Raw genomic sequence first — 22470 nt, 5'->3', positions numbered from 1 at the left:
GATCAGATCAAGCCTTTCTTCTGCTTGTAATCGCGAACGGCGGCCTTGATGGCGTCTTCGGCGAGTACCGAGCAGTGGATCTTCACTGGCGGCAGGGCCAGTTCTTCAGCCAGCTGGGTGTTCTTGATGGTTTCGGCTTCATCAAGGGTCTTGCCCTTCATCCACTCGGTGGCGAGGGAGCTGGACGCAATGGCCGAGCCGCAGCCGTAGGTCTTGAACTTGGCATCTTCGATGATGCCTTGCTCGTTGACCTTGATCTGCAGGCGCATCACGTCGCCGCACGCCGGCGCGCCGACCATGCCGGTGCCGACATCAGGATCCTGCGCGTCCATCTTGCCGACGTTGCGCGGGTTCTCGTAGTGGTCGATGACCTTTTCGCTATATGCCATTTGCTTTAATCCTCATCAGTGAGTCGCTCTGGTGGCGACTTCTCAGTGCGCCGCCCACTCGATTTTCGAAATGTCGACGCCGTCTTTGTACATGTCCCACAGCGGCGACAGAGCGCGCAGCTTGGTAACGGCCTCGCAGACTTTCTGCGCGGCGTAATCGATTTCTTCTTCGGTGGTGAAGCGACCGAAGGTGAAGCGAATGGAGCTGTGGGCCAGTTCGTCGTTGCGGCCCAGGGCGCGCAGTACGTACGAAGGCTCCAGCGACGCCGAGGTGCACGCCGAACCGGACGACACGGCCAGATCCTTGAGCGCCATGATCAGCGACTCGCCTTCAACATAGTTGAAGCTCAGGTTCAGGTTGTGCGGTACGCGGGCGATCATGCTGCCGTTGACGTAGAGTTCTTCGAGGTGCTCGACCTGCTTGAAGAAGCGGTCGCTCAAGGCCTTGATGCGCACGTTCTCGGCAGCCATGTCTTCTTTGGCTACACGGAAGGCTTCGCCCATGCCGACGATCTGGTGGGTCGCCAGGGTGCCGGAACGCATGCCACGCTCGTGACCGCCGCCGTGCATGGTCGCTTCGATGCGCACACGCGGCTTGCGGCTCACGTACAGCGCGCCGATGCCTTTAGGACCGTAGGTCTTGTGGGCCGAGAACGACATCAGGTCGACTTTGAGCTTGGACAGGTCGATGTCGACCTTGCCGGTGGACTGGGCCGCGTCGACGTGGAACAGGACGCCTTTGGAGCGAGTCAGCTCGCCGATGGCTTCGATGTCGTTGACGGTGCCGATTTCGTTGTTCACGTGCATGATCGAAACCAGGATGGTGTCGTCGCGCAGTGCGGCTTCCACCATGGCTGGGGTGATGATGCCGTCTTCACCCGGTTCGATGTAGGTGACTTCGAAACCTTCACGCTCCAGTTGGCGCATGGTGTCCAGGACAGCCTTGTGCTCGATCTTGGAGGTGATCAGGTGCTTGCCCTTGGTGTGGTAGAAGTGCGCGACACCCTTGATTGCCAGGTTGTCGGACTCAGTGGCACCGGAGGTCCAGACGATTTCACGCGGGTCGGCATTGACCAGGTCAGCGACCTGGCGACGGGCGTTTTCGACCGACTCTTCGGCCTTCCAGCCAAACACGTGGGAGCGGGACGCCGGGTTACCGAAGTTTCCGTCGACCAGCAGGCATTCACTCATTTTTTGCGCGACACGCGGATCAACCGGGGTAGTCGCAGAGTAATCAAGGTAAATCGGCAATTTCATGGAGTCTCTCCTAAATCAGGCTGGCTGGCGTTCCGCTTGCTCTGCGGCGGTCATTCGACGGCGGACGCTTCAATCTTGTCCAGGTGTGGCGCCTTGCTATTGCAACGGCGCTGGTCCTGACGCTGGGCTACTTCTTGCACCTCACGGCGAGTTACAAGGTCAGCCAAGCTGATACCGCTTAGAAATTCGTGAATCTGCAGGCTGAGGTCGCACCACAAGTGGTGGGTCAGGCAAGTATCGCCGCCATGGCAGTCGCCAAGGCCCTGGCATTTGGTCGCATCGACCGATTCGTTCACTGCATCGATCACCTGGGCGACCTGGATGCCTTGCATGTCGCGTGACAGCTGGTAGCCGCCGCCGGGGCCGCGAACACTGGAAACCAGGTTGCTGCGGCGCAGCTTGGCGAACAGCTGCTCAAGATAGGACAGGGAAATGCCCTGGCGCTCGGAGATATCGGCCAGGGACACCGGCCCGTGCTGCGCATGCAATGCCAGATCCAGCATTGCGGTCACGGCGTATCGGCCTTTTGTAGTCAGTCGCATGGACAATTACCACGGAGTTCGGAATGGGGGCGAGTATGCAATTCCCGAGTATTTAAGTCAAGTATAAGACCTAGTGCTTTACTCAGGTTTACCCGCGAAAGAGCGCGCGAATGATAGCAAAGGCTGGCCAGTGGCGACCAGTGATACCGCGCTGTCGTTTATCGCGAGCAAGCTCGCTCCCACAGGAGGGCTTTGGTGGATGCACAATGGGTGTACACCACAGATCCCCCGTGGGAGCGAGCTTGCTCGCGATGAGGCCAGCAGGGTTTCAGCTAGCCTGGCTCTCATCCTTGTCCTTCACACACGCGAAGTCTTCCTCGCGCAGCTCAGGCAGGTCCTTGGCGCAGTAATTACTGCCCAGGTCCTTCAGGGCGCCGCACATCCCCTCCAGGCGCCCATCGACGGCCTGCAGGTGATCGAGCAACTGGTTGATGGCGCGGGCGACCGGGTCGGGCATGTCTTCGCCGACGCCGTAGGCATCGAAGCCGATCTTCTCGGCCATGGCCTTGCGCCGGGCGTCCAGCTCGTCGTCGGACTTGACGATGATCCGCCCCGGAATGCCCACCACAGTGGCGCCGGGAGGCACAGCCTTGGTGACCACGGCGTTGGAGCCGACTTTCGCCCCTGCCCCTACCGTGAACGGCCCGAGCACCTTGGCGCCCGCGCCCACCACCACGCCGTCTTCCAGGGTTGGGTGGCGCTTGCCTTTGTTCCAGCTGGTGCCGCCAAGGGTCACGCCCTGGTATAGCGTCACGTCGTCGCCGATCTCGGCGGTTTCGCCAATGACGATGCCCATGCCGTGGTCGATGAAGAACCGACGACCGACCTTGGCACCCGGATGAATCTCGATCCCGGTCAACCAGCGGCCGAAGTTCGAGACCACCCGCGCTAGCCATTTCCAGCCCATGTTCCACAAGGCGCCAGACAGGCGGTGGATCCAGATCGCGTGCATTCCCGGGTAGCAGGTCAGCACTTCAAAGGCATTGCGCGCCGCTGGGTCGCGATGGAAAACGCTTTGGATATCTTCACGCAAACGTTCGAACATTTTATTTCTTCCGCTTAATCAGCTCGCCACGGGCCGCTTTCTGGGTTTCCGTGAGGATGCCGCGCAATATATTCATCTCCGCCCGGCTAACCGAGCTTCGTCCGTACAACCGACGCAGGCGCGCCATCAAGTGCCGAGGCTTGTCTGGGTCGAGGAACTCGATGTCCACCAGGGTCTGCTCCAGGTGTTCATAGAATCGTTCCAGCTCGTCCATGGTCGCCAGTGTCTCACTGCGCGGCGACGTGACCTCGATTTTTTCGACCTTGCTGGGCTTGCCTTCGGCCGCCAGCCAAGCCATGCGCACTTCATAGCTCAACACCTGCACCGCCGCCCCGAGGTTCAGGGAACTGAACTCCGGGTCGGAAGGGATATGCACGTGAAAGTGACATCGCTGCAGCTCTTCGTTGGTCAGGCCGGAATCTTCACGACCAAACACCAGGGCGATCTCTGCGTTTTGCGCGGCCTCCTCGATCACTTTGGTCCCGCATTCGCGAGGATCGAGCAGTGGCCAAGGGATGCGACGGTCGCGGGCGCTGGTGCCGAGCACCAGGTTGCAACCCACCAGGGCGTCTTCCAGGGTGGCGACGACCTGGGCATTGGCCAGGATGTCGCCGGCGCCGGAAGCCCGGGCGTCGGCTTCGTGATGGGGAAACGAACGAGGTTCGACCAGCACCAGCCGCGACAAGCCCATGTTCTTCATGGCCCGCGCAGCTCCGCCGATGTTACCCGGATGGCTGGTATTGACCAGGACGACACGAATGTTCTGCAACAAGGGAGGCGCTCTCGAACACGATAAAGGGAGCAAATCTTACCTAAGCACCTACCGTTAAGCTATGAAAGCGAACACCAACCTTCTCCTGAGAAAACTTTCTGATAGAATGCGCGGCTTTCTTTAACAACCTTAGGTGACACCTCCATGCAGCCCATGCTGAATATCGCGCTGCGCGCCGCCCGCAGCGCCAGTGAACTGATCTTCCGCTCCATCGAGCGCCTGGATACCATCAAGGTCGATGAAAAAGACGCCAAGGACTACGTGTCCGAGGTGGATCGCGCCGCCGAGCAAAAAATCGTCGACGCGTTGCGCAAGGCTTACCCGAATCACTCGATCCTGGGTGAAGAGACCGGCATGCACGCCGGCACCGGGATCGAAGGTGAAGAGTACCTGTGGATCATCGATCCGCTGGACGGCACCACCAACTTCCTGCGCGGCATCCCTCATTTCGCTGTCAGCATCGCCTGCAAATACCGTGGCCGCCTGGAACACGCCGTTGTGCTGGATCCGGTTCGCCAGGAAGAATTCACCGCCAGCCGTGGCCGTGGCGCCCAGCTGAACGGCCGTCGCCTGCGCGTCAGCGGTCGTACCAGCCTGGAAGGCGCCCTGCTGGGTACCGGTTTCCCGTTCCGCGATGACCAGATGGACAACCTGGACAACTACCTGGGCATGTTCCGGGCCCTCGTCGGCCAGACCGCCGGCATCCGCCGCGCCGGCGCCGCCAGCCTGGACCTCGCTTATGTGGCTGCTGGCCGTTTCGATGCATTCTGGGAGTCAGGCCTGTCTGAATGGGACATGGCCGCAGGCGCCCTGCTGATCCAGGAAGCCGGCGGTTTGGTGAGCGACTTCACCGGCGGCCACGACTTCCTTGAAAAAGGCCATATCGTTGCCGGCAACACCAAATGCTTCAAGGCTGTGCTCACCGCTATCCAGCCGCATCTGCCGGCTTCGTTGAAGCGTTAAACAGTTCGGCTACAGAAAAAGCACCTTTCGGGGTGCTTTTTTTATGCCTGGAATCTGCCCTCATGTAGGCAAGCACCTCCCTTTGTGGCGAGGGGATTTATCCCCGCTGGGCTGCGAAGCAGCCCCCCCTCCAAGCAGTCAATTCAATCTGCCTGACATACCGGGTTGCTGGCATTGAGGGCCGCTTCGCGCCCCAGCGGGGATAAATCCCCTCGCCACAATGGATGACACCCCGAACATGGATGCAAGCTGATCCACCGCTTTCGCGGGCAAGCCCGCTCCCACAAGGGACTGGCGGTGGGTGATGGATCATGGGCACAAAAAAAGCACCCCGAAGGGTGCTTTTTTTCATAGCGGTTGGATCACTGGGCGGGTTCGTTCTGACCCAGGATCAGCTGGCCTTCTTTGTTCACCGGGATTTGGTTGCCCGGGTCACGGTCCATGCGGACTTTGCCTTCCTTGCCGTCGAGCATGTAGCGAACGTCGTAGCCTACAACCTTGTCGCTGATGTCATTGACCGTGTTGCAGCGCGTTTGGGTGGTGGTGTAGGTGTCGCGTTCCTGCATGCCTTCCTGAATCTTGTTACCGGCATAACCGCCGCCGGCCGCACCGGCCACGGTGGCGATTTTCTTGCCGGTGCCGCCGCCGATCTGGTTGCCCAACAGGCCACCGGCCACGGCGCCCAGGACAGTACCGGCGATCTGGTGCTGGTCCTGAACCGGCTTCTGCCGGGTCACGGTGACGTCCTTGCACACTTCACGCGGGGTTTTGATTTGGGTCTTGACCGGTTCCACGGCCAACACTTGCGCAGACTCAGGGCCACTTTTTACCAAGCTGTAGGTGGCGACCGCACCACCGGCTGTTACACCGACAGCACCCAATACCGCACCAACCAGCATCGATTTGTTCACTTGAACCTCCTGACCATCACAAGCGGATTAATCCGCGCTTCTCCCAGCCTTGGAGCACAAAAAAAGGCGCGAGTTCAACTCGCGCCTTTTCAGCGGTGACGGGCGGAGCGACGAGCCTTATGGGCGGTCGTCCACTTCCGTTTCGGTGGCCGCTGGAGGAATCAGGTCCTCGGTGCTCAGGTTCAGCCAGATCAGCACCACGTTGGCGATGTAGATCGACGAGTAAGTACCCGCCAATACACCGACAAACAGCGCAATGGAGAAACCGAACAGGTTGTCACCACCGAAGAACAGCAGCGCCGCGATCGCCAGCAAGGTGGAGATCGACGTCGCCATGGTCCGCAGCAGGGTCTGGGTGGTCGAGATGTTGATGTTCTCGATCAAGGACGCCTTGCGCAGCACGCGGAAGTTCTCACGCACCCGGTCGAACACCACGATGGTGTCGTTGAGCGAGTAACCGATGATCGCCAGCACCGCCGCCAGCACCGTCAAATCGAAGGTGATCTGGAAGAACGACAGGATGCCCACGGTCACGATCACGTCGTGGATCAGCGAGACAATGGCACCCACCGCGAACTTCCACTGAAAGCGGAAGGCCAGGTAGATCAGGATGCCGCCCAGCGCCATCAGCATGCCGAGGCCGCCCTGGTCGCGCAGCTCTTCACCCACTTGCGGGCCGACGAACTCGACGCGCTTGACCTGCGCCGGGTTGTCGCCGCCAGCCTTCTGCAAGGCCTCGGCTACCTGGTGGCCCAGCTGCGGGTCTTCACCCGGCATGCGCACCAGCAGGTCGGTGGTTGCACCGAAGCTCTGCACGATGGCATCGCTGTAGCCCGAGGTCGCCAGTTGCTCACGCACCTTGGAGACGTCGGCCGGACGCTCGTAGGTCAGCTCGATGAGCGTACCGCCGGTGAAGTCCAGGCCGTAGTTCAGACCCTTGGTGCCCCAGCTGAACAACGCCAGCGCGGTGAGAAACAATGTGACGCCGAACGCAACGTTGCGAACGCCCATGAAGTTGATTGTACGTAACATGGCAGCCCCTTAAATCCACAACTTCTTGAAGTCACGACCGCCAAAGATCAGGTTGACCATTGCGCGGGTCACCATGATGGCTGTGAACATCGAGGTAAAGATCCCGAGGGACATGGTCACTGCGAAACCCTTGACCGGGCCGGTGCCCATGGCGAAGAGAATCCCGCCCACCAGCAACGTGGTCAGGTTGGCATCGAGAATCGCGGTGAATGCCCGGCCGAAGCCTTCGTTGATTGCCCGTTGAATCGTCATGCCCGCGGCGATCTCTTCACGTATCCGCGAGAAGATCAGCACGTTGGCGTCCACCGCCATACCCATGGTCAACACGATACCGGCGATACCCGGCAGGGTCAGCGTGGCACCCAGCAACGACATCAGGGCCAGCAGCATCACCATGTTCACCGCCAGCGCGACGGTGGCGATGATGCCGAAGAAGCGGTAGATGGCGATGATGAACAGCGAGACGAACAGCATGCCCCACAGCGATGCATCGATACCCTTGGTGATGTTGTCGGCACCCAGGCTCGGGCCAATGGTGCGCTCTTCAGCGAAGTACATCGGCGCGGCCAGACCACCGGCACGCAGCAGCAGGGCCAGTTCCGAGGATTCACCCTGGCCGTTCAGGCCGGTGATGCGGAACTGGCTGCCCAGTGGCGACTGGATGGTCGCCAGGCTGATGATCTTTTTCTCTTCCTTAAAGGTCTGCACCGCGACGTCTTTCTCGACGCCGTCGACCACTTGCTTGGTGTAAGTGGTGGTCGGTTTCTGCTCGATGAAGATCACCGCCATGCTGCGACCGACGTTGCTGCGCGTGGCGCGGCTCATCAGTTCGCCGCCGTGGCCATCGAGGCGGATGTTCACCTGTGGACGACCCTGCTCGTCGAAGCCCGCCTGGGCGTCGGTCACCTGGTCACCAGTGATGATCAGGCCACGCTCGATCTGCGCCGCCGGACGACCGCCTTCACGGAACTCGAAGCTCTCGGTCGTGGCCTTGGAAGCACCCGGTTCAGCACCGAGGCGGAATTCCAGGTTGGCGGTCTTGCCGAGGATACGCTTGGCTTCGGCGGTGTCCTGCACGCCTGGCAGCTCGACCACGATGCGGTTGGCACCCTGGCGCTGCACGATCGGCTCGGCCACACCCAGCTCGTTGACGCGGTTACGTACCGTGGTCAAGTTCTGCTTGATGGAGTATTCGCGGATTTCCGCCAGCTTGGCCGGGGTCATCGCCAGACGCAGCACCGCCTGACCATTGAGGTCGGCCGGCACAATGTCGAAATCGTTGAAGTTCTTGCGGATCAGCGAACGGGCCTGCTCGCGGGTATCTTCATCGCTGAAGCCCAGCTGAATGGCACCGTCGAGTTGCGGCAGGCTGCGATAGCGCAGGCGCTCTTTGCGCAGCAGGCTCTTGACGTCGCCTTCGTAGACTTTCATGCGCGCGTCGAGGGCTTTGTCCATGTCCACTTCCAGCAGGAAGTGCACACCACCGGACAAGTCCAGGCCGAGCTTCATCGGGTGCGCGCCGAGCTTGCGCAACCATTGCGGCGTGGTCTGGGCCAGGTTCAGGGCTACGACGTAATCATCGCCCATGGCCTTGCGCACCACGTCCTTGGCCGGCAGCTGGTCTTCAGCCTTGACCAGGCGCAACAGGCCACCCTTGCCGTTTTCGGCGATGGTTGCAGCCTTGACTTCGATCCCGGCGGCCTTGAGGGCTGCGCTCGAACGATCCAGGTCAGCCTGGGTGACCTGCAAGGCAGTGCTTGCGCCACTGACCTGAATGGCCGGGTCATCCGGGTAAAGATTGGGAGCGGAATAAATCAGACCGACCGCCAGCACCGCCAGGATCAGTACATATTTCCACAGAGGGTATTTGTTCAGCATCACGCCGCCCGCTTATGACGCGGGGCGCCTTGCGCGCCCCGTCGATTGAATAGAAGTTGAAACTCTTAGATCGCTTTCAGCGTGCCTTTTGGCAGCGTGGCCGCGATAGCGCCCTTCTGGAACTTCATTTCAACAGTGTCGGACACTTCCAGTACCACGAAGTCATCAGCCACTTTGGTGATCTTGCCAGCGATGCCGCCGGTGGTGACCACTTCGTCGCCCTTCTGCAGGCTGCCCAGCAGATTCTTCTGCTCTTTGGCGCGCTTGGCCTGTGGACGCCAGATCATCAGGTAGAAGATCACCAGGAAGCCGACCAGGAAAATCCACTCGAAACCGCCGCCCATAGGACCGGCAGCAGCAGGTGCAGCCGCGTCAGCCATGGCATTAGAGATAAAAAAGCTCATTTAGCACTCCAGTTGCAAGTATTGAATCTTAGGATCGGAAAACTCAGTCCAAGGGCGGAACAGGCAACCCGCGCTTGGCATAGAAGGCCTCGACAAAGGCGGCCAATGTACCCTGTTGAATAGCCTCGCGCAAACCAGCCATAAGCACCTGGTAATGGCGCAAATTGTGGATGGTATTCAACATGCTACCCAGCATTTCGCCGCACTTGTCCAAATGATGCAGATAAGCACGGGAGAAGTTCTGGCACGTGTAGCAATCGCAGGTCGGATCCAGCGGCGAATCATCATGGCGATGGAACGCGTTACGGATCTTCAGCACGCCCGTGTCGATGAACAGATGCCCATTGCGGGCATTACGGGTTGGCATCACGCAATCGAACATGTCCACCCCGCGGCGCACACCCTCAACCAGATCTTCCGGTTTGCCAACGCCCATAAGGTAACGAGGTTTGTCAGCGGGCATCTGGCCCGGCAGGAAATCGAGCACCTTGATCATCTCGTGCTTGGGCTCGCCCACCGACAAACCGCCGATGGCCAGGCCGTCGAAGCCGATCTTGTCGAGGCCTTCGAGGGAGCGCATGCGCAGGTCCTGGTGCATACCGCCCTGGACGATCCCGAACAGCGCCGCGGTGTTTTCGCCATGGGCGTTCTTGGAGCGCTGGGCCCAGCGCAACGACAGCTCCATGGACACCCGCGCCACGTCTTCATCGGCCGGGTACGGCGTGCATTCGTCGAAAATCATCACGATGTCCGAGCCCAGGTCGCGCTGTACCTGCATCGACTCTTCCGGGCCCATGAACACCTTGGAACCGTCCACCGGAGAAGCAAAGGTCACGCCCTCCTCCTTGATCTTGCGCATCGCGCCGAGGCTGAACACCTGGAAACCACCGGAGTCGGTCAGGATCGGGCCTTTCCACTGCATGAAATCATGCAGGTCGCCGTGGGCCTTGATCACTTCCATGCCCGGGCGCAGCCACAGGTGGAAGGTGTTGCCGAGGATGATCTCCGCGCCCGTGGCGACGATGTCCCGTGGCAGCATGCCCTTGACCGTACCGTAGGTGCCCACCGGCATGAACGCCGGGGTTTCCACGGTACCGCGGGGGAAGGTCAGACGACCGCGACGAGCCTTGCCATCGGTGGCGAGCAGCTCGAAGGACATGCGACAGGTGCGACTCATACTGTTTCCTCGGGTCCGCGTGGCGCGGGGTTACGGGTGATGAACATCGCATCACCGTAGCTGAAAAAGCGGTATCCATGCTCGACGGCGGCCTTGTAGGCAGCCATGGCTTCGGGATAACCGGCGAACGCCGAAACCAGCATCAACAGCGTGGATTCGGGCAAATGAAAGTTGGTGACCAGGGCATCGACCACATGAAACGGCCGGCCCGGGTAGATGAAGATGTCGGTGTCGCCACTGAACGGCTTGAGCACGCCATCGCGGGCAGCGCTTTCCAGGGACCGCACGCTGGTGGTCCCCACCGCCACCACCCGACCACCGCGCGCGCGACAGGCCGCCACGGCATCCACCACTTCCTGGCTCACTTCCAGCCATTCGTTGTGCATGTGGTGGTCTTCGATGCGCTCGACCCGCACCGGCTGGAAAGTGCCAGCGCCAACGTGCAGCGTCACGAACGCGGTCTCCACGCCCTTGGCGGCAATCGCCTCCAGCAACGGCTGATCAAAATGCAGCCCCGCCGTCGGCGCCGCCACCGCCCCCAGGCGCTCGGCGTACACGGTCTGATAACGCTCGCGGTCCGAACCTTCGTCCGGGCGGTCTATATAAGGCGGCAACGGCATGTGCCCGACACGGTCGAGCAGCGGCAACACCTCTTCGGCGAACTCCAGCTCGAACAACGCATCATGCCGCGCCACCATCACCGCCTCGCCGCCACCGTCGATGAGGATCGACGAGCCCGGCTTGGGCGACTTGCTGGAGCGCACATGGGCCAGCACACGATGACTGTCCAGCACCCGCTCCACCAGAATCTCCAGCTTGCCACCGGAGGCCTTCTGGCCAAACAACCGCGCCGGAATCACCCGGGTATTGTTGAACACCATCAAATCGCCCGGGCGCAAATGCTCAAGCAAATCAGTGAATTGACGGTGAGCCATGGCACCGCTGACCCCGTCCAGGGTCAACAGTCGACTGGCGCGACGCTCAGCCAGAGGGTGGCGAGCGATCAGCGAATCCGGGAGTTCGAAGGTAAAGTCAGCAACACGCATGATGGGGTTCGTCTAGCAGGGCCGGAAAGTCTAGCGGAAATATCAAAAATTCACCATGAAACGTGATTGACCAACGGTAGGCACCTCTCTATACTTCGCCGCCATTGAGCCCTGATGGCGGAATTGGTAGACGCGGCGGATTCAAAATCCGTTTTCGAAAGGAGTGGGAGTTCGAGTCTCCCTCGGGGCACCATCTTAAAGAAAGACCTTGAAATTCAAGGTCTTTTTTTTCGTCTGCAAGAAAGTCACCCGATCCATTTGTGGCGAGGGGATTTGTCCCCGCTGGGCCGCGAAGCAGCCCCAACCACCAAACCTGTGGCAAGGAAGAATCTGTGGCTAGTAGGAACCTGTGGCTAGGGAGCTTGCTCCCGCTTGAGCGCAAAGCGCTCACAAAAATGTCACAGCCCCCATCGATGCTCCGCCTTGCAACGCCCAGTTGACCCACCGCCCCTCCTCACCCGCTGACAAAGGATTTCACCCCATGGAATTACTGCTGGAAACGGTCGCTCTTTACTCGCTTAAGCTGGCTTATGAGACGGAGGGGCATAGTCCGATTCTGCGGGATGATCCGTTGATGGGCGGTTGTGATCGGGAAGTCTTTGGATTGTTGGTACGGAGAGAGGATGTGGCCGGAATTCAGAGTGAGATTGGTCGGTGCTTGGATCTGGCGCTGGGGGCGGTTGGAGGAGTGGATACAGTGCTGGGTTGTGAACTGCATCGTTTGGCAAAGAATTTTGGTGCTGCACTGACGATGGAAGGGCTTTATGCTCCAGCTATCATTCTGAGGGATTATCTGCGGGATGTTCTTTGATCAGGCATGACACATTTATTTACGCCGGCTGACCCGACAGGAGGAAATCATGATCGACTTTAAAAAGGCTGAAGCAGCTGCCCGTAATGGCTTCAATGATTTTGTACAGGGAGCAAGTAACATAGTTCTGGAGGAGATTGTCATTTCAGATGACAATTCGCGGTATGAGGTGACCTTTAGCTACGATGTCGACCGTACCCCCTCACCGCTCTCAGGAACTCGTACTAGAACGCCGCTTTTTGAATTGGCCACTGTTTTGGGCAAGCGAAAAGAGTACAAGACTTTTTTGGTCTCATCTAAAGATGGATCGCTCAAGGGATTCAAGCGTTACAAAGGCCAATAAGATGGCCAAAAACAAAAAAAGATCGGTACCCAACCACAAAAGAAACATAATTATTGATACCAACCTTCTGCTATTGCTAATAATTGGCAGCGTAGAAGAAGGCAGGTTCATCTCTAGCTCGAAGCGACTGAAAGACTTTAGCATTGGCGACTATGACTTGTTGCTTAAAGCCATCCAACCATTTGGAGAGGGCTACACAACGAAATACATTGCCGCAGAGGTCTCCAACCTTCTAGATTTAAAGGGTTACGCTCAAGAAAAAGCTTTTGAAATTGCCAGAACCATTTTTGAAACATTCAAAGAGATAGATTCCAATCTCCACGACGACTTACACAACCCCTACCTCCCTCAATTTGGCTTGACTGACTCCAAACTAATAGAGCTGTCATCCACCCATTTAATATTCACCGCCGACGACCGGCTATCCCCTCTATTATGGGGATCCGGCGAGGGAAACGTTTACTCACTCGCGATGATAAGAGCACTTGCATCTTAAGGCCGAGCGGGCGTCCGCCTCGGATAAACTCGCAAATAATCTGGCCGTTTCTCACGCTCTCTTCTACGTAACCACGGATTGGCAAAAGAATTGAAGGATTCAAATTGATGTCAATTTCAATAGGGGATTTTTTCTACCCTTACGTAAAATTTCTCCACGGCGCTGCCTACAACCTGCACCAGATCCTGGAAGGCCTTGGCGTCGTATCATCGACCTTCACCGGGCGTAACGACGCCGGGCAAATCACCGGAACTTACTGGTCCCCCGATGAAGCCATGGTGATCACGCTGGGCTATCTGATGATGCTGTCACTGCTGCTGATCCCCTTGCTGGCAGCAGCGGCCTTTACCGTGAGCAAGAAGCGAGGCGTGTTCATCTTCTTCGCGCTCTTGTTCCTACCCGGTCTGTTGAACTGCCTGGGCCTTTTCCCAACCATCAATTACCTGCCCATTCGTTACACCATCAACGGTGTTGGGAAGCTGGGCAGCGAAGTCGGGCTGATTCCCCTGTTGATGCTTTGCACCCTCACCGGATGGGGTGTCATGGTCCTTATTTATGACAACCTCAACCTCACCGAACGCTTCCGACAGCTATACGATCACTTCTGGTTTCCGCTGGCATTGGTCGCAGCGGTGTTCTTCGTGGCGGACAACGGAGCCAATGAAGACGCCGCATTACTGAAGGAGGCGACAGCGAGCATCCAGGACGCCAGTGCGTTCCTGTTGAGCCAGATCAGGCGCTACGATGATTACTGTAAGGCCAATGGCTTGGGTAGCCTGAAATCGTGCCAGTGGAGCAGCGATTCACAGTGGACCTTTACTCACATCAAGGAAGGTGAATCCGGCTACTTCATAGATTTCGCACCGAACGAGTCCAAGGGGTTCTACGCCGCGACTAGAAGAGCCATAAGCGACGAGGATGTGATCGCCATCCGCAAAGAGATCAACGACTACAACCAACGGTTGTGCCCCGTGAAGTACTTTTCCAATGGTATGTCGCGCTCATCGCCCCTCTCCAGCACCTGCGAGTACGTCCCCCGCGGCTATTGCTCGGTCAATCCTGATGGCCCGCCGGGACTTGTAGACAAAAACATCAGCAGCCACACCGTAGCCTTGGCCAGCGAATGCATCATTCCCTGGCTCGCCGGTGCCAAGCCTTCCTTGAAGCAGTTGTCGGCACTAGTCAGCCAACATGACAAAGCCAAGAATCACCGTTGGCTGTATTTCCTTGCTGTCGCTGTAGCGGTCGGAGCAAAAGTGGCGTTGGCGACTACCAAGCTGTGTTTGATTGATGCACGGCCTGCGGCTGATAGGCGTCGCGTTCTTAGGGCAGCACGGCATCGCTTGGGCCAGTGCCTCCGTGTGCTGAAGCGCCTGCTGGTTGGTTCGGGCCAATTTGTATGGTTCGTTGCGACACGCGTATCCAAGCTGCTCAAGCGGGGATAGCACAGGGAGACTGAACACTCTACCGCTAGATATACTGAGCGCCGGGCGTTTACACCAGGCCAATCTAGGTAACAAAGGAGACGGCCCAGCTCAGCCATAGAAAATAAATCCGTCCCCTTTTTCCTGCTACTCCGTCTAGTCGCTCCATCTTCGTTACATTTCCATCTCTTTGAGATCTCGGAGGAGACCTTGCCGAAGAAAGTACCCCGCTTGGGGGCAGCAGTCCGTGCGCGACGAAAAGCCGTGGCCCTCTCCCAAGAAACCCTGGCAGACGCTGCCGAGGTGGATCGGTCGCATAACTGTCTCCGCTTCATCAGTCGAACAATCATTGCTGGCTACACGCCGCCCGGCGCGAACGTCAGCTTTGGGTCGAATGCGGTCGGTGGCATAGGGCATGGATAGGGACTCGTCCCCCTTCTAGCGCTTCTGTAGGCCGTCACAGGCCGCAAAATAGCGCACAGGAGATACCCAGCCCGAATAAATCTGCCATCATCACAAATTAAAACAGCTCCCCAAGGAACGGCACATGAAATACGTGATCCCTTCAATCAAAGAAACAGCATTCAACTGCCTCATTGTGGAGCGTTAGCTGAACAGTATTGGCACAATCTGACTGCAGGCCTAAGGGGCCGGCTTTAGCCGGTCCCAGTGAGCGAAGCGAACGATTTGAGCATATAGTTAGATTGTTATTGATCAATGATTGTTAGATTTTTAACAAAATTTTTCTCGGATCCAAATTGAAGAAAATTGATAGAACCTTCGGTGGCTTCGACAATTGCCATGCCTGTTACTCCCGCGAAAGTTCCATCCGTGGCGTTGCGAATTTCGTAGAATAATTTAGGGTCTGCATTTACACCTTTCTTGGGAATCCAGAGCCCCCCTACGTTGATCGGACGTGGAAAGATTTTGATATTAGATTTAGCTGACTCGCTGACTTCCCCATTCTTCAGATAATAATCAGCATCTTTGTTAGCAAGAAGAAGCACACATGCCGCTTCCCCTTTGAAGTAAATGCCATTTTCGTCCTCTCCGACAGAAACATATTTTCCAGACTTTAGCCCTTCGACCCATTTTACATCAGAAAGGCCTCGAATTTCGGTACGCACATAGTCTTGCGCGAGGACAAAATACTGCTCTTTAATTGGCTTTTTTAAGTCTGAAATGGTTGTGCATGCCGACAGCACCAACAAAATTATCAAAACAAGTGCGCGCCTCATAAAATATTCTCATGCGTAAGTTAACGAAATCTAACTAATAGTTAGACGCCATGCTATGTCGCGATGACGTGTCATACAACGTTCCCTATCGCCCTGTAAGTCCTTGTCTAGCGTAAAGGTGGTCGCGGCAAAATCGACATTACTCGGGGAAAAACGCGACATGGATGTCGGTGAGTCCTGTTGCCCGCTAGAACCATAACTACTATTAAGCGAGATGCCATGTCGCGTGTCATGTCGCGATAGCGTGTCATATAACGTTCCTTGTCGTCCTGTAAGTCCTTGTGGGTCGCGGCATATGTGACATCGCTCAGGGAGAAACGCGACATGGATAAAGGCAAGCCCTGCTACCTTCTAGAGTCGAATACAGCTCCCGTGACACTACTCATTTTCCATCACCGTGTCCATCGTGCACTTTTGGCCGGAAGCGGTAGCGTGTGAGCGTCCGCTTTTGACCGTTTTCTGCCGGTCGCACGACAGGCCTGTTTGGGTCGATGTTTGCCAGTCACGACTGGCCGAAATCTACCCAATGCGATCATCGAGATTGTGGCCAGTGATCCTGAATTCACCCCAAGGTGCCTTGAACGTTACTTTGACATGCGTATGCTTGTCGTAAGTAAAGCCATCCGCTTATGAGCAGCGACGGTAATAGTTTTAGGCAGCCTTCGGCTGCCTGCGTCACGACTGGCGATAAATCAACTGAGACCTGAAGAATTGAAAATTGATGGAGAGTGGCATAGATCACCAGGGGCTTCTTATGATGCGTTGGCCGCGTTGCGAGCGGTTGTACCGCATGTGCTCCCTGATGAGTACTACCAGTTGCTGACCTTCAGCAATGGTGGCGAGGGGCCGTTACCTGTTGGTCCATTTAACTTCGTTCTCGATTCTGCGGAGGTTACCGCCGACCCCAAGCAGGTTTTGTTCTATGAGCAAATAGCTCCAGATTTATTTGTGTTCGGTAGTAACGGTGCAGGTGAGCTTGTAGCTTTCGATCTCAGAGGAAACTCTCCACCTTGGCCTATCGTTTGTTTCGATGGGATCGCTCCAGAAGAGTCCGTGGAAAGGATTGCAGATAGCTTTACAGGGTTCATATCGCTGATAGGCAAGGCATGATTGAGCCCGGCCTAGTCAACCTTATGTCTCGCGCCCCTTTGAACTCGAATTAAGCTCCAGCAGCGGCTTCTGGCCGGTAGCGGCCTGTCACACCAGCGGGCTAATCGCTGATAGCTTGCTGACCCCTAGCAAAGTGCTCATACCTAACTGCCAATCGTTGCTGATGGTCAAGCGAGAGCTCGACAATAGCTTCCTTGCTGTTTTATGGGTCTACTTCAGACCTCTGAAGCGTTACACCAGTTGGCTTAGTAACACTCCTAAAAAGCTCATGCTCAAACACAGCGCTACGCAAAAATATCAAATAAATACAGCTAGTTATCGATAACCGTTACACCAGTAACGTTCGTAACACTGCTTTCAGAAGGATACGTATTCCCCCGGTCCCCGGAAGCATCAATGCCACCAGCGAACGTCAGGAGCAGTTCCAAATTTTGCCGGGGACCCTGAGGTTTCTTTAATACACGGGGTCGGAAACCCGCGTGATCGTGTTAGCGAAAAAGTGCACAGCTTAGTGAACAAGTGAACCTGGTGAACTGGTGGTTCACCTGTGCATTTGCCCTATCGCTTGTTAGCTCGCCGGGGACCCTGGGTATTTCGAATGGGTACGGGGCAAAGAACCCGCAGCATCTTGTTAGCGACTGAGTTTTCTACGTCGGTTGACACCATCCCCAAGGTTGACCAGGTTCAACCGTTCGCTATCAGCAACACAATGGCTCACCTTTACCGTAACGGTAACGATGCCCTTTTTTCGTCAGGGTCCTTTCAATTTCAACGTTGAAATTTCAGTAAGGTGCAATCTCTGTCGCTACCAAGATCCCGCGGGTTTCCGACCCCGTACCCTTGACGCTCAGGGTCCCCAGCGGGTTTTATCGGTGGAGATTCAGCAACGCCCCGAGCAACCGGGCTACTTTCGAGATCAAGAGTTCGTATCGCTGGGTGCGAGACTAACCGATAGAAAGTCACAGCTATTCAAAGTCAACTGAGCAGCAGCCTCCATAAACTCTTCCAGTTTGGATGCACGTTTTCTGACCCTGGCAACCCATTCTTGCGTAACTTTGCGGTAGGCTGCCTGGCGCTCTGCCTTCCACCCATTTCCAGAAGGTCCGGTCGAGACGACGTGAGTTAGAAACACACGCTCGATAGCCGCATCCTCGAAACGAGAGTGGTGGTGCACCGAGTTACGGGCTCTTAGCTCACCATCGAACTCTTTATCAAAAACCTTGATAAACCCTCCCACGTCAATTCGGCGTGTTGGTGCAGCCACCGCAACCACATTGAGATACTTCTTCAAACGCTCCCTGAACTCGTAGAAACGTCCGAAGTACATCTCGCAGATGTTCGTGATGTGATCAGAATGTGCGACAGGCAAGCCGTGAAAGGGAAATCTTCGAAAGTAGTATTCACATTCCCTGAGGGCCGTTGAAGTCTGTTGCAGGCTGAGGTACTGAAATACCACAGCGTGTTGGCGTTCCACGTCTTCAGAAAAGACAAACACACGTTGCTCTGCCTCATCAGCATCTGGGACCAGATTGTCGTCGTAGAGCGTGCGGCTAAATCTTTCTCGATTCCATTCTTTCCAGCCTGGGTAATCTTCCAACCAACCAATCCATTTGACAGCAGCGTCAAGCATCATCGTTGTAGATTTCGAAATCGGATCCCGATTGGCTTCTACCGATCTCGTCATTGCCACTCCGGTCTAATAAATTGTGAATCGATAAAATGGTAGCCGCAATCGACCCCGGCTTGAACAGGCCGAATGGATATCGTGAGCTACGATCCTAAGTGATGCTGACATATCGGTTAGCTCCCTCCATGAAAGGACGTCCCAATGGAAATGGTTCGCGTGAACTCAAGTGCGATCACAGCTGTAGGTTACGACCCGGCGACCAACCGAATGAAGATCACCTTCAAGCAAGGAAAGACGTACGACTTTTGCCGCGTACCATTGAACGTCTATCAAGGGCTGATTAACGCACCGTCAAAAGGGGGCTACTTCGACCGAGTCATAAAGGATCGTTACCAATGCTGAACGAGCCGCACGTACCAGGCGTATCAGTGGGAGAGTGAGTGACTGAATGGATTGCATGGAATCGCTGAAACTCTTCATACTGCCTACAGCAATGGCGAGCATGTATCCCTACATGTATCCCTAGAAAGCAAACCTCTCTGGAGGCCTTGAGTTTACTGGAACACTACAGTCTCCCTCGGGCTCATAAAAAGGTCTTGCTGGGCAAGACCTTTTTTCATTTAGGTAGCACGTGATATTGCTGCCTACCTCACCTCAACAATATCCAAAGCCCGATTCGCCAACAGCTCACTCACCTCAATCACCTGCAAAATCCCCAACGCAACACGCCGTCGTGCCCCATCCAAATCAAACGCCAAATCATTGATCATGGCATTAGCCGAAGCCAAATTCTCACTGAGATTCGCAAGCAAACACTCAGAATCAACCCCCGGATCAATCCGAAAAATGGAATCTGACTTGTCAGACGTTTCGCTCTTAGCCTTGGGTTTCAGGTAGTAATCCAACGCTCGCGTGGCCGCGTCGTCGAGCTTTTTGTTGCGGGCAGACTGGGCACGGGATGTGGGTTCGTCTGTAACTGGAGGATTCGGTGTAACTTTGACCATGGTCTTAACTCTCTGGTTGAGGCCACGACCCGTTCGCTGCTAAACGAATTGGGAGGCAGCTGTACGCAGGTTAGCAGACCGACGAGTTAAGAAATCGGCGCGTCCGAGGACGCCCTGCGCACAGCCACCATCAAGTGCAGGAATGGGGATTCCTGTCTGATGACGCGTTGTGCGACTTAACTCGGCGAGCTGCTAAACCCGATCACTGACCATCAGTGACAGGTCCAAAACTACCGACGCAACCCCAGGCGCACAAGCCGGCGGATTCTGGCGTAGTTGTAGGCAAAGGCGCAAGGCGCTGTGGCCTAGCGGGCCTTCGTCGCTGGTGTCTGTCGGTCTTTACTGACAGACGCCACTCGACTGGTCTGAGCAGATGCCCCGATACCGTTCAGTTGAGGCTGTCGGAAGATCTGTGGCGAGGCGCTCATTGGAGGGGGGCTGCTGCGCAGCCCAGCGGGAGCAAGCTCCCTCGCAACGTTGGTTACCTGCGATTGGAGCCACTAGGCGCCCTCGCCCTTCTCCGACGACTCATCGCTGTGCACCACCACCAACAACTGCGCCTGAACATCCCCCACCGAACGCAGGCGATGGGGTTTCTGCGCATTGAAATGCAAGGCATCCCCGCGGTTCAGCAGCACGCGCTCGTTCATGAAGTCCACTTCCACCTGCCCCTCATGCACGAACAAAAACTCCTCCCCGGTGTGTTCCTTGAACGCGTGATGGGCGGTGAATTCGGCGGCCGGATAGAGGATGAAGGGCAGCAGGCTGCGTTCGGACACTTGGTGGGCCAATACCGCGTATTCGGAGCTGCCGCTGCTCGCTGCAAGGGATTGGCGGTCTTCGCTGCGCACCAGGCTGTAGCTGTCGAGGGAGACGCTTTCTTCAGAGAACAGCTCCTCGACTTTCACGCTCAGGGCCTTGGCGAGCTTGAGCGCCGTGGCGATGGAGGGCGTGCTCAAGCCCCGCTCCACCTTGGACAGGTAGCTCTTGGTCATCCCGGTTTTTTCGGCCAGGACGTCCAGTGTCATGCCGAGTTTTTTCCTGAGCAATTTCAAGCGAATGGACATAGGTAACCAACATTTCCAGAGAAACGGACAATCTGCGATTGCAAATGACACTTTGTGTCATATAGTCTATTTAGTGTCATTAGCACCTTCCTTTCACAGCTTCCATGACGCGGATCAAGAACGGTCAAAGAACGAATCAGGAGAACGGGTATGAGCAAGACACTGGCGACGCCCAAGGACCAGTTGGTCCAGCATGCTGTTAACCAGATGCAGAAAACACTGCCGGATAATACGTGGACTGTACGACAAAAGCTGGCCCTGACCTGCCGCATCCTGTTCGAGAATGGTCACGACTCAGGGCTGGCGGGGCAGATTACCGCGCGCGGGCCGCAACCGGGCACCTATTACACCCAGCAACTGGGCCTGGGCTTCGATGAAATCACCGCCGGTAACCTGCTGCTGGTCAATGAAGACCTCGAGGTGCTGGAGGGCCATGGCATGCCCAACCCGGCCAACCGCTTTCATACCTGGGTCTACCGCGCCCGGCCGGATGTGAATTGCATCATTCACACCCACCCGACCCACATCGCCGCGCTGTCGATGCTGGAAGTGCCGCTGCAGATTTCCCACATGGACCTCTGCCCGCTGTACGAAGACTGCGCCTTCCTGGAGGGCTGGCCGGGGGTGCCGGTGGGTAACGAGGAAGGCGAATTGATCGCCGGTGCCCTGGGTGACAAGCGCGCCATCCTGCTTTCCCACCACGGCCAGTTGTCCACCGGTGCCACCGTGGAAGAAGCCTGCAACATCGCCCAACTGATCGAACGCGCCGCGAAGTTGCAATTGCTGGCCATGGCCGCTGGCGAGGTGAAACCGATCCTGCCTCACTTGGGCCGCGAAGCCCACGACTGGATCGCCCGCCCCAAGCGCCACGCGGCCGCCTTCAACTACTACGCCCGGCAGACCCTGCGTCAACACGCCGATTGCCTGAACTGACCCCACCAGGAGCGAAGCCATGTCTACCCCCAATATCCACGGCATCATCGGCTACACCATCACGCCCTTCTCCACCGACGGCCAGGGCTTGGACCTGGACGCGCTGGGCCGGTCCATCGACCGTCTGATCGACAGCGGCGTGCATGCCATCGCGCCCCTGGGCAGCACCGGCGAAGGCGCCTACCTGAGCGACGCCGAGTGGGACCAGGTCAGCGAGTTCAGCATTGCCCGCGTCGCCGGCCGGGTGCCGACCGTGGTCAGCGTGTCTGACCTGACCACCGCCAAGGCGGTGCGCCGCGCACGCTTTGCCCAAGCGAAGGGCGCCGATGTGGTGATGGTGTTGCCGGCCTCGTACTGGAAATTGAGCGAGGCGGAAATCCTCGCGCACTACCAGGCCATCGGCGCCAGCATCGACCTGCCCATCATGCTCTACAACAACCCCGCCACCAGTGGCATCGACATGTCGGTGGAGCTGATCCTGCGGATTTTCAACGCGGTGGATAACGTCACCATGGTCAAGGAAAGCACCGGCGACATTCAGCGCATGCACAAGCTGCAATTGCTGGGCGAAGGCCAGGTGCCGTTCTACAACGGTTGCAACCCCCTGGCGCTGGAAGCCTTCTCCGCCGGGGCCAAGGGTTGGTGCACCGCCGCGCCGAACCTGATCCCGCAGCTCAACCTCGACCTGTACGCCGCCGTCCTGGCCAACGACCTGAGCCAGGCCCGGGCGTTGTTCTATCGTCAATTGCCGCTGCTGGACTTCATCCTCAAGGGCGGTTTGCCCGCCACCATCAAGGCTGGTCTATGCAGCCTGGGCCTGGAGGTGGGTGATCCGCGCTTGCCGGTGTTTCCCCTTGATGCGGCGCGCGTCAGCCAACTGCAAACGATGCTGAAACAACTGCGCTAAATCGCGCTGCTCCCTTGCGACCGACAGGTGGGCCATCCTGTTCGGTCGCTGTTGTCCTAATGGGTGAGCACCGCCATGACCGTAGAGGCAATGA

At 57.2% G+C, this 22470-nt stretch carries 24 protein-coding genes and 1 tRNA gene; 10 read left to right on the top strand and 15 right to left on the bottom strand.

From position 1 onward, the window contains the following. Positions 1–2: 2 nt before the first annotated feature. From iscU to trmJ, 5 genes are all read right to left on the bottom strand, one after another. The gene (gene iscU / locus CD58_RS05210) at positions 3–389 is read right to left on the bottom strand and encodes a Fe-S cluster assembly scaffold IscU (protein ID WP_003185157.1); all 387 of its coding nucleotides are present in this window, start codon (positions 387–389) and stop codon (positions 3–5) included. A 42-nt stretch (positions 390–431) separates the two neighbouring features. Then, positions 432–1646, bottom strand: a complete 1215-nt coding sequence (locus CD58_RS05205; RefSeq protein ID WP_025212002.1) for an IscS subfamily cysteine desulfurase — start codon at positions 1644–1646, stop codon at positions 432–434. A gap of 50 nt (positions 1647–1696) precedes the next feature. After that, positions 1697–2188: a Fe-S cluster assembly transcriptional regulator IscR gene (gene iscR / locus CD58_RS05200; protein ID WP_003185160.1), complete on the bottom strand. Its 492-nt coding sequence runs from the start codon at positions 2186–2188 to the stop codon at positions 1697–1699. A 268-nt stretch (positions 2189–2456) separates the two neighbouring features. Beyond that, positions 2457–3233 (bottom strand): serine O-acetyltransferase, encoded by a 777-nt coding sequence (cysE, locus tag CD58_RS05195; RefSeq protein WP_025212001.1) that lies wholly within the window; start codon positions 3231–3233, stop codon positions 2457–2459. A 1-nt stretch (position 3234) separates the two neighbouring features. Next, entirely contained in the window at positions 3235–4005 is a 771-nt protein-coding gene (gene trmJ, locus CD58_RS05190) for a tRNA (cytosine(32)/uridine(32)-2'-O)-methyltransferase TrmJ (RefSeq protein ID WP_025212000.1), read from the bottom strand. A 144-nt stretch (positions 4006–4149) separates the two neighbouring features. Between trmJ and suhB the strand changes: the two genes are divergently transcribed. Further along, complete coding sequence (suhB, locus tag CD58_RS05185; protein ID WP_025211999.1) at positions 4150–4968, top strand: inositol-phosphate phosphatase; 819 nt, start codon at positions 4150–4152, stop codon at positions 4966–4968. A gap of 362 nt (positions 4969–5330) precedes the next feature. On the opposite strand, the gene CD58_RS05180 is transcribed toward suhB, so the two are convergent. The 6 genes from CD58_RS05180 to queA all read right to left on the bottom strand — a co-directional run bounded on the left by CD58_RS05180 (position 5331) and on the right by queA (position 11416). Continuing rightward, entirely contained in the window at positions 5331–5879 is a 549-nt protein-coding gene (locus CD58_RS05180; RefSeq protein WP_025211998.1) for a glycine zipper 2TM domain-containing protein, read from the bottom strand. Between the two features lie 117 nt (positions 5880–5996). Beyond that, positions 5997–6911, bottom strand: coding sequence for a protein translocase subunit SecF (gene secF / locus CD58_RS05175; RefSeq protein WP_025211997.1), 915 nt, complete (start codon positions 6909–6911; stop codon positions 5997–5999). A gap of 9 nt (positions 6912–6920) precedes the next feature. Next, entirely contained in the window at positions 6921–8789 is a 1869-nt protein-coding gene (gene secD / locus CD58_RS05170; protein WP_025211996.1) for a protein translocase subunit SecD, read from the bottom strand. 65 nt (positions 8790–8854) lie between these two features. Next, positions 8855–9193, bottom strand: a complete 339-nt coding sequence (gene yajC, locus CD58_RS05165; RefSeq protein ID WP_003185175.1) for a preprotein translocase subunit YajC — start codon at positions 9191–9193, stop codon at positions 8855–8857. A 43-nt stretch (positions 9194–9236) separates the two neighbouring features. Then, a complete protein-coding gene (gene tgt / locus CD58_RS05160; RefSeq protein ID WP_162178159.1) occupies positions 9237–10352 on the bottom strand; it encodes a tRNA guanosine(34) transglycosylase Tgt in 1116 nt (371 codons plus the stop codon). A 14-nt stretch (positions 10353–10366) separates the two neighbouring features. Beyond that, positions 10367–11416: a tRNA preQ1(34) S-adenosylmethionine ribosyltransferase-isomerase QueA gene (gene queA, locus CD58_RS05155; protein WP_025211994.1), complete on the bottom strand. Its 1050-nt coding sequence runs from the start codon at positions 11414–11416 to the stop codon at positions 10367–10369. 108 nt (positions 11417–11524) lie between these two features. On the opposite strand from queA, the gene CD58_RS05150 reads away from it, so the two are divergent. The 5 genes from CD58_RS05150 to CD58_RS28740 all read left to right on the top strand — a co-directional run bounded on the left by CD58_RS05150 (position 11525) and on the right by CD58_RS28740 (position 14511). Further along, a tRNA-Leu gene (locus CD58_RS05150) sits at positions 11525–11609 on the top strand. A 288-nt stretch (positions 11610–11897) separates the two neighbouring features. Then, a complete protein-coding gene (locus tag CD58_RS05145; protein ID WP_025211993.1) occupies positions 11898–12227 on the top strand; it encodes a hypothetical protein in 330 nt (109 codons plus the stop codon). Positions 12228–12276: 49 nt separating this feature from the next. Next, positions 12277–12570 carry a hypothetical protein gene (locus CD58_RS05140; RefSeq protein WP_025211992.1) on the top strand — a complete coding sequence of 98 codons (294 nt, stop codon included), beginning with the start codon at positions 12277–12279 and terminating at the stop codon, positions 12568–12570. A 1-nt stretch (position 12571) separates the two neighbouring features. After that, complete coding sequence (locus CD58_RS05135) at positions 12572–13066, top strand: hypothetical protein (RefSeq protein WP_025211991.1); 495 nt, start codon at positions 12572–12574, stop codon at positions 13064–13066. Positions 13067–13173: 107 nt separating this feature from the next. Further along, positions 13174–14511, top strand: coding sequence for a hypothetical protein (locus CD58_RS28740; RefSeq protein WP_025211990.1), 1338 nt, complete (start codon positions 13174–13176; stop codon positions 14509–14511). Positions 14512–15197: 686 nt separating this feature from the next. Here CD58_RS28740 and CD58_RS05125 read toward each other — a convergent pair. Beyond that, positions 15198–15728, bottom strand: coding sequence for a hypothetical protein (locus tag CD58_RS05125; RefSeq protein WP_025211989.1), 531 nt, complete (start codon positions 15726–15728; stop codon positions 15198–15200). A 711-nt stretch (positions 15729–16439) separates the two neighbouring features. Here CD58_RS05125 and CD58_RS28995 point away from each other — a divergent pair. Continuing rightward, positions 16440–16838: an SMI1/KNR4 family protein gene (locus tag CD58_RS28995; protein ID WP_158482151.1), complete on the top strand. Its 399-nt coding sequence runs from the start codon at positions 16440–16442 to the stop codon at positions 16836–16838. Between the two features lie 916 nt (positions 16839–17754). On the opposite strand, the gene CD58_RS05120 is transcribed toward CD58_RS28995, so the two are convergent. After that, positions 17755–18522, bottom strand: coding sequence for a hypothetical protein (locus CD58_RS05120; RefSeq protein ID WP_025211988.1), 768 nt, complete (start codon positions 18520–18522; stop codon positions 17755–17757). 144 nt (positions 18523–18666) lie between these two features. Here CD58_RS05120 and CD58_RS05115 point away from each other — a divergent pair, with 144 nt between their 5' ends. Beyond that, positions 18667–18867, top strand: a complete 201-nt coding sequence (locus tag CD58_RS05115) for a KTSC domain-containing protein (RefSeq protein WP_025211987.1) — start codon at positions 18667–18669, stop codon at positions 18865–18867. Positions 18868–19109: 242 nt separating this feature from the next. Here CD58_RS05115 and CD58_RS05110 read toward each other — a convergent pair whose 3' ends face one another. Together CD58_RS05110 and CD58_RS05105 are read right to left on the bottom strand one after the other, a co-directional pair. Next, entirely contained in the window at positions 19110–19469 is a 360-nt protein-coding gene (locus tag CD58_RS05110) for a DUF6124 family protein (RefSeq protein WP_025211986.1), read from the bottom strand. A 500-nt stretch (positions 19470–19969) separates the two neighbouring features. After that, positions 19970–20536, bottom strand: a complete 567-nt coding sequence (locus CD58_RS05105; RefSeq protein ID WP_025211985.1) for a helix-turn-helix domain-containing protein — start codon at positions 20534–20536, stop codon at positions 19970–19972. A 150-nt stretch (positions 20537–20686) separates the two neighbouring features. Here CD58_RS05105 and CD58_RS05100 point away from each other — a divergent pair, with 150 nt between their 5' ends. Next, a complete protein-coding gene (locus tag CD58_RS05100; RefSeq protein WP_025211984.1) occupies positions 20687–21469 on the top strand; it encodes an aldolase in 783 nt (260 codons plus the stop codon). 19 nt (positions 21470–21488) lie between these two features. Next, positions 21489–22376, top strand: coding sequence for a dihydrodipicolinate synthase family protein (locus CD58_RS05095; RefSeq protein WP_025211983.1), 888 nt, complete (start codon positions 21489–21491; stop codon positions 22374–22376). Positions 22377–22470 lie beyond the last annotated feature (94 nt).

The organism is Pseudomonas brassicacearum (assembly GCF_000585995.1).
Classification (GTDB): domain Bacteria; phylum Pseudomonadota; class Gammaproteobacteria; order Pseudomonadales; family Pseudomonadaceae; genus Aquipseudomonas; species Aquipseudomonas brassicacearum_A.
The sequence above is the reverse complement of the archived record's forward strand: the minus strand, read 5'-3'. Positions and strand labels throughout refer to the sequence as shown.

Coding starts and splice junctions, on each gene's coding strand:
- iscU (WP_003185157.1), bottom strand. CDS start 389: ATGGCATATAGCGAAAAGGTCATCGACCACTACGAGAACCCGCGCAAC.
- CD58_RS05205 (WP_025212002.1), bottom strand. CDS start 1,646: ATGAAATTGCCGATTTACCTTGATTACTCTGCGACTACCCCGGTTGAT.
- iscR (WP_003185160.1), bottom strand. CDS start 2,188: ATGCGACTGACTACAAAAGGCCGATACGCCGTGACCGCAATGCTGGAT.
- cysE (WP_025212001.1), bottom strand. CDS start 3,233: ATGTTCGAACGTTTGCGTGAAGATATCCAAAGCGTTTTCCATCGCGAC.
- suhB (WP_025211999.1), top strand. CDS start 4,150: ATGCAGCCCATGCTGAATATCGCGCTGCGCGCCGCCCGCAGCGCCAGT.
- secF (WP_025211997.1), bottom strand. CDS start 6,911: ATGTTACGTACAATCAACTTCATGGGCGTTCGCAACGTTGCGTTCGGC.
- secD (WP_025211996.1), bottom strand. CDS start 8,789: ATGCTGAACAAATACCCTCTGTGGAAATATGTACTGATCCTGGCGGTG.
- yajC (WP_003185175.1), bottom strand. CDS start 9,193: ATGAGCTTTTTTATCTCTAATGCCATGGCTGACGCGGCTGCACCTGCT.
- tgt (WP_162178159.1), bottom strand. CDS start 10,352: ATGTCCTTCGAGCTGCTCGCCACCGATGGCAAGGCTCGTCGCGGTCGT.
- queA (WP_025211994.1), bottom strand. CDS start 11,416: ATGCGTGTTGCTGACTTTACCTTCGAACTCCCGGATTCGCTGATCGCT.
- CD58_RS05145 (WP_025211993.1), top strand. CDS start 11,898: ATGGAATTACTGCTGGAAACGGTCGCTCTTTACTCGCTTAAGCTGGCT.
- CD58_RS05140 (WP_025211992.1), top strand. CDS start 12,277: ATGATCGACTTTAAAAAGGCTGAAGCAGCTGCCCGTAATGGCTTCAAT.
- CD58_RS05135 (WP_025211991.1), top strand. CDS start 12,572: ATGGCCAAAAACAAAAAAAGATCGGTACCCAACCACAAAAGAAACATA.
- CD58_RS28740 (WP_025211990.1), top strand. CDS start 13,174: ATGTCAATTTCAATAGGGGATTTTTTCTACCCTTACGTAAAATTTCTC.
- CD58_RS05125 (WP_025211989.1), bottom strand. CDS start 15,728: ATGAGGCGCGCACTTGTTTTGATAATTTTGTTGGTGCTGTCGGCATGC.
- CD58_RS05120 (WP_025211988.1), bottom strand. CDS start 18,522: ATGACGAGATCGGTAGAAGCCAATCGGGATCCGATTTCGAAATCTACA.
- CD58_RS05115 (WP_025211987.1), top strand. CDS start 18,667: ATGGAAATGGTTCGCGTGAACTCAAGTGCGATCACAGCTGTAGGTTAC.
- CD58_RS05110 (WP_025211986.1), bottom strand. CDS start 19,469: ATGGTCAAAGTTACACCGAATCCTCCAGTTACAGACGAACCCACATCC.
- CD58_RS05105 (WP_025211985.1), bottom strand. CDS start 20,536: ATGTCCATTCGCTTGAAATTGCTCAGGAAAAAACTCGGCATGACACTG.
- CD58_RS05100 (WP_025211984.1), top strand. CDS start 20,687: ATGAGCAAGACACTGGCGACGCCCAAGGACCAGTTGGTCCAGCATGCT.
- CD58_RS05095 (WP_025211983.1), top strand. CDS start 21,489: ATGTCTACCCCCAATATCCACGGCATCATCGGCTACACCATCACGCCC.